The organism is Pseudomonas sp. AIG, from assembly GCF_977020205.1.
Genome location: NZ_CDROCK010000107.1, coordinates 1 through 4,503 on the forward strand (window position 1 = coordinate 1; position 4,503 = coordinate 4,503).

A 4,503-nucleotide genomic window follows, 5' to 3' on the forward strand; every position below is an offset into this window, starting at 1 on the left:
CGGCGCCGTTCGACAGGGTCACGGTGACTGGCGAGCCAGCCGCGTTGGTCAGCGTCGCGGTGTAGATGATCGAACCGCCTTCAGCCACGGTGCCGGTTGCAGTCAGCGACAGGTTAGTGGTGTCGACGGTGTCGGTGACGTTGGTCGAAACCGGGGTCTTGTCGGCCACCAGGTTTTCGTAGTTACCACCACTCACTTCGGTGATCGCATTGGTAATCGGCGCATGGCCGGTCAATGCATCGTTCGGCGCGGTGGTGGTCGCGGTGCCGGTGGTCTGGCCAACGCCAATGGTGATGGTCTGACCGTTGGCCAGGGTCACAACCACAGGCGAACCGGTGACTGGCGCGCCGACAGTAGCAGTGTAGGTAACGGTACCGCCCTCAGCCGCCGACTCGGTCGCGGTGAGTTTGACGCTGGTGGTATCGATGGTGTCGGTAACGTTGGTCACCGCTGGCACGGTGCTAGGCACCAGGTTCTCGAAGTTACCGCCGGTTGCATCCTTGATCGTCACTTCGACTTTGCCAGCGTCTTTGTAGACGTCATCGGCAGGCGCTGGAACGGTTACGGTGCCGGTGGTTTTGCCGGCTTCGATAGTGATCACCGAACCGTTCGACAGGGTCACGGTTACCGGCGTGCCAGCCGGGTTGGTCAGCGTCGCGGTGTAGACGATCGAACCGCCTTCAGCCACCGAATCGGTTGCGGTCAGGTTCAGGTTGGTGGTGTCGGTAGTGTCCGAAACCGCGGTGTCGGCGGACTTGCCGTCGACCGCGAGTTTTTCGTAGTTGCCGCCAGTGGCGCCATCGATGGTCACGCTCAGCGAGCTGCCACCGGCCAATGGGCTGTTCGGTGCAACGAAGTTCACCGAGCCGGTGGTTTCACCGACAGCGATGGTGATGGTCTGGCCGTTGGACAGGGTCACGACAACCGGTGAGCCAGTCACTGGCGCGGTCACGGTCGCGGTGTAGACCACGGTTTCGCCTTCGGCGACGTTCGCCGTGGCAGTCAGCGACACGGTGGAGGTGTCGATGGTGTCGTTGACGGTGGTGACGGCCGGGGCAGTGCTGGTGACCAAGTTCTCGAAGTCGCCACCGGTTGCGCCCTTGATGGTCGCTTCAACGGTGCCGGCGTCTTTGTAGACGTCGTCTTTCGGTGCGTCGACGCTCACGGTGCCGGTGGTTTTGCCGGCGTCGATGGTGATCACGGCACCGTTCGACAGGGTCACGGTGACCGGCGAGCCAGCAGCGTTGGTCAGGGTCGCGGTGTAAGTGATCTGGCCGCCTTCGTCCACCGCGCCGGTCGCGGTCAGCGACAGATTGGTGGTGTCGACAGTGTCGGTCACGGTGGTGCTGACCGGGGTTTTGTCGGCCACGAGGTTTTCGTAGTTGCCACCGCTAACGCCGGTGATCGAGTTGGTCAACGGCGCATGACCGGTCAACGCATCGTTTGGCGCGGTGGTGGTCACGGTGCCGGTGGTTTTGCCGACTTCGATGGTGATGTTCTGACCGTTGGCCAGGGTCACGACAACCGGCGAACCGGTGACTGGCGCGCCGACCGTCGCGGTGTAGGTGACGGTGCCACCTTCAGCCGCCGATTCGGTGGCGGTCAGTTTGACCGTCGAGGTGTCGATGGTGTCGGTAACGTCGGTGACCGCAGGCGTGGTGCTTGGCACCAGATTCTCGAAGTTGCCGCCAGTCGCATCTTTGATCGTGACTTCGACTTTGCCGGCGTCCTTGTAGACGTCATCGGCTGGCGCAGCAACAGTCACGGTGCCAGTGGTCTTGCCCGCTTCGATGGTGATCACCGAGCCGTTCGACAGGGTCACGGTTACCGGCGTGCCGGCCGGGTTGGTCAGGGTCGCGGTGTAAACAATCGAGCCGCCTTCCGCCACTGTGCCGGTCGCAGTCAGCGACAGATTAGTAGTGTCGACGGTGTCGGTGACCGTGGTCGAAACTGGTGTCTTGTCGGCCACCAGATTCTCGTAATTACCGCCGCTCACGTCAGTGATTGCGTTGGTCAGCGGCGTGTGGCCGTTCAGCGCATCGTTCGGTGCGGTGGTGGTCACGGTGCCGGTGGTTTTACCGACTTCGATAGTGATGTTCTGACCGTTGGCCAGCGTCACGACGACAGGCGAACCCGTCACTGGTGCGCCGACGGTGGCGGTGTAAGTGACGGTGCCACCTTCAGCCGCAGATTCGGTGGCGGTCAGTTTGACCGTCGAGGTGTCGATGGTGTCAGTCACATCGGTCACGGCTGGCGTGGTGCTCGGAACCAGGTTCTCGAAGTTGCCGCCGGTGGCGTCCTTGATGGTGACTTCGACTTTGCCGGCGTCTTTGTAGACGTCATCGGCAGGCGCAGCAACGGTCACGGTGCCAGTGGTCTTGCCCGCTTCAATGGTGATCACCGAACCGTTGCTCAGGGTCACGGTCACCGGCGTACCGGCGGGATTGCTCAGGGTCGCGGTGTAGATGATCGAACCGCCCTCGGCGACCGAATTGGTAGCGCTGAGCGACAGATCAGTGGTGTCGACGGTGTCAGTGACCGTGGTCGACACCGGGGTCTTGTCGGCCACCAGGTTTTCGTAGTTGCCGCCGGAAACGTTGGTGATCGAGTTGCCCAGCGACGCCTGACCGTTCAATGCGTCATTCGGCGCGATGGTGGTCACGGTGCCGGTGGTTTTGCCGACTTCAATGGTGATGCTCTGGCCGTTGGCCAGAGTGACCACGACAGGCGAACCCGTGACCGGCGCGCCAACCGTGGCGGTGTAAGTGACAGTGCCACCTTCAGCGACAGTGGTGTCGGCCGTCAGTTTGACGGTCGAGGTGTCGATGGTGTCAGTCACATCGGTCACGGCTGGCGTGGTGCTTGGCACCAGGTTTTCGAAGTTGCCGCCCGTGGCGTCCTTGATCGTGACTTCGACTTTGCCGGCGTCCTTGTAGACGTCATCGGCCGGGGCCGCAACGGTCACGGAACCCGTGGTCTTGCCCGCTTCGATGGTGATCACAGAACCGTTCGACAAGGTCACGGTAACTGGCGTGCCAGCCGGATTGGTCAGCGTAGCGGTGTAAACAATCGAACCACCCTCAGCCACGGTGCCGGTCGCACTCAGCGACAGGTTGGTGGTGTCGACGGTATCGGTCACCGAAGTCACGGCCGGGGTTTTGTCGGCCACAAGATTTTCGTAGTTGCCGCCACTGGCGCCGTCGATTTTCACGCTCAGCGTGTTGCCGCCGGCCAGGGCATCGTTCGGTGCGGTGAAGTTGACGCTGCCGCTGCTGGCGCCGACCGGAATGGTGATGGTCTGGCCGTTGGACAGGGTCACCAGAACTGGCGAACCGGTCACCGGCGCGGTGACGGAGGCGGTGTAAACCACCACGCCGCCTTCAACGGTGCTGGCGGTGGCGGTCAGCGAAACGGTGCTGTTGTCGATGGTGTCGGTCACGTCGGTGACCGCCGGGGTCTTGTCGACCACCAGGTTCTCGAAGTTGCCGCCGGTGGTCTTGGTGATGCTCGCATCGACCTTGCCAGCATCTTTGTAGACGTCATCGGCCGGCGCTGCGACGGTTGCGGTGCCAGTGGTCGCGCCCTTGGCGATGTTGATCACCGCGCCGTTGCTCAGGGTCACGGTCATCGCCGTGCCCGCCGGGTTGGTCAGGCTCGCGGTGTAGACGATCGAGCCGCCCTCGGCGACCGAAGCGGTGGCGCTCAGGCTGATATTGGTGGTGTCGACCGTGTCGGTGACAGTTGTAACCACTGCCGAACGGTTGGCATCGACCTGTTCGAAGTTGCCGCCGCTGTGGCTGGCAATCGCTGTCTGTACCTTGCCGCCGTCGATGTACGGAGTATTGGCAGGCGCGGCGAAATTCACCGAGCCGCTGGTGGCGCCGGCGGCGATGTTGATCACTGCGCCGTTGGCCAGGGTCACGGTCATGGCGGTGCCGGCCGGGTTGCTCAGGGTCGCGGTGTAGGTGATCTGGCCACCTTCGCTGACGGTGTCGCTGGCGCTGAGGGTCAGCGTGGTTTTGTCGATGGTGTCATTGACGGTGGTGCTGACCGGAGTCTTGCTGACGTCGAGTTTCTCGAAGTTGCCGCCAGTGGCATCGGTCATGGTCACGGTGAGCTTGCTGACGTCTTTGTAGACGTCATCGCTTGGCGCGGCGATGGTCACCGAACCGCTGGTTTTGCCAGCCTCGATGGTGATGGTCTGGCCGTTGCTCAGATTGACGGTGACCGGCGTTTGCGCGGCGTTGGTCAGGGTCGCGGTGTACGTGATCGAGGTGCCTTCAAGCACATAGCTTTCAGCGCTGAGGGTCAGGTGCGTGGTGTTGATGGTGTCAGCGACGTTGGTCACCGCTGGCGTCGGATTGGCCACCAGATTTTCGAAATTGCCGCCGTCGGTGCCTTTGATGGTCACTTCGACTTTGCCGGCGTCTTTGTAGACGTCATCGGCCGGGGCCGGGACGGTCACGGTGCCGGTGGTCTTGCCGGCGTCGATGGTGATGGTCG

1 protein-coding gene is annotated in these 4,503 nt (G+C 62.7%); it reads right to left on the bottom strand.

Annotated features, from left to right (window positions below; translation table 11 throughout):
• Positions 1–4,503: immunoglobulin-like domain-containing protein (locus tag ACWR1S_RS30600; protein ID WP_454566110.1), on the bottom strand; the 4,503-nt coding region annotated here is incomplete at both ends.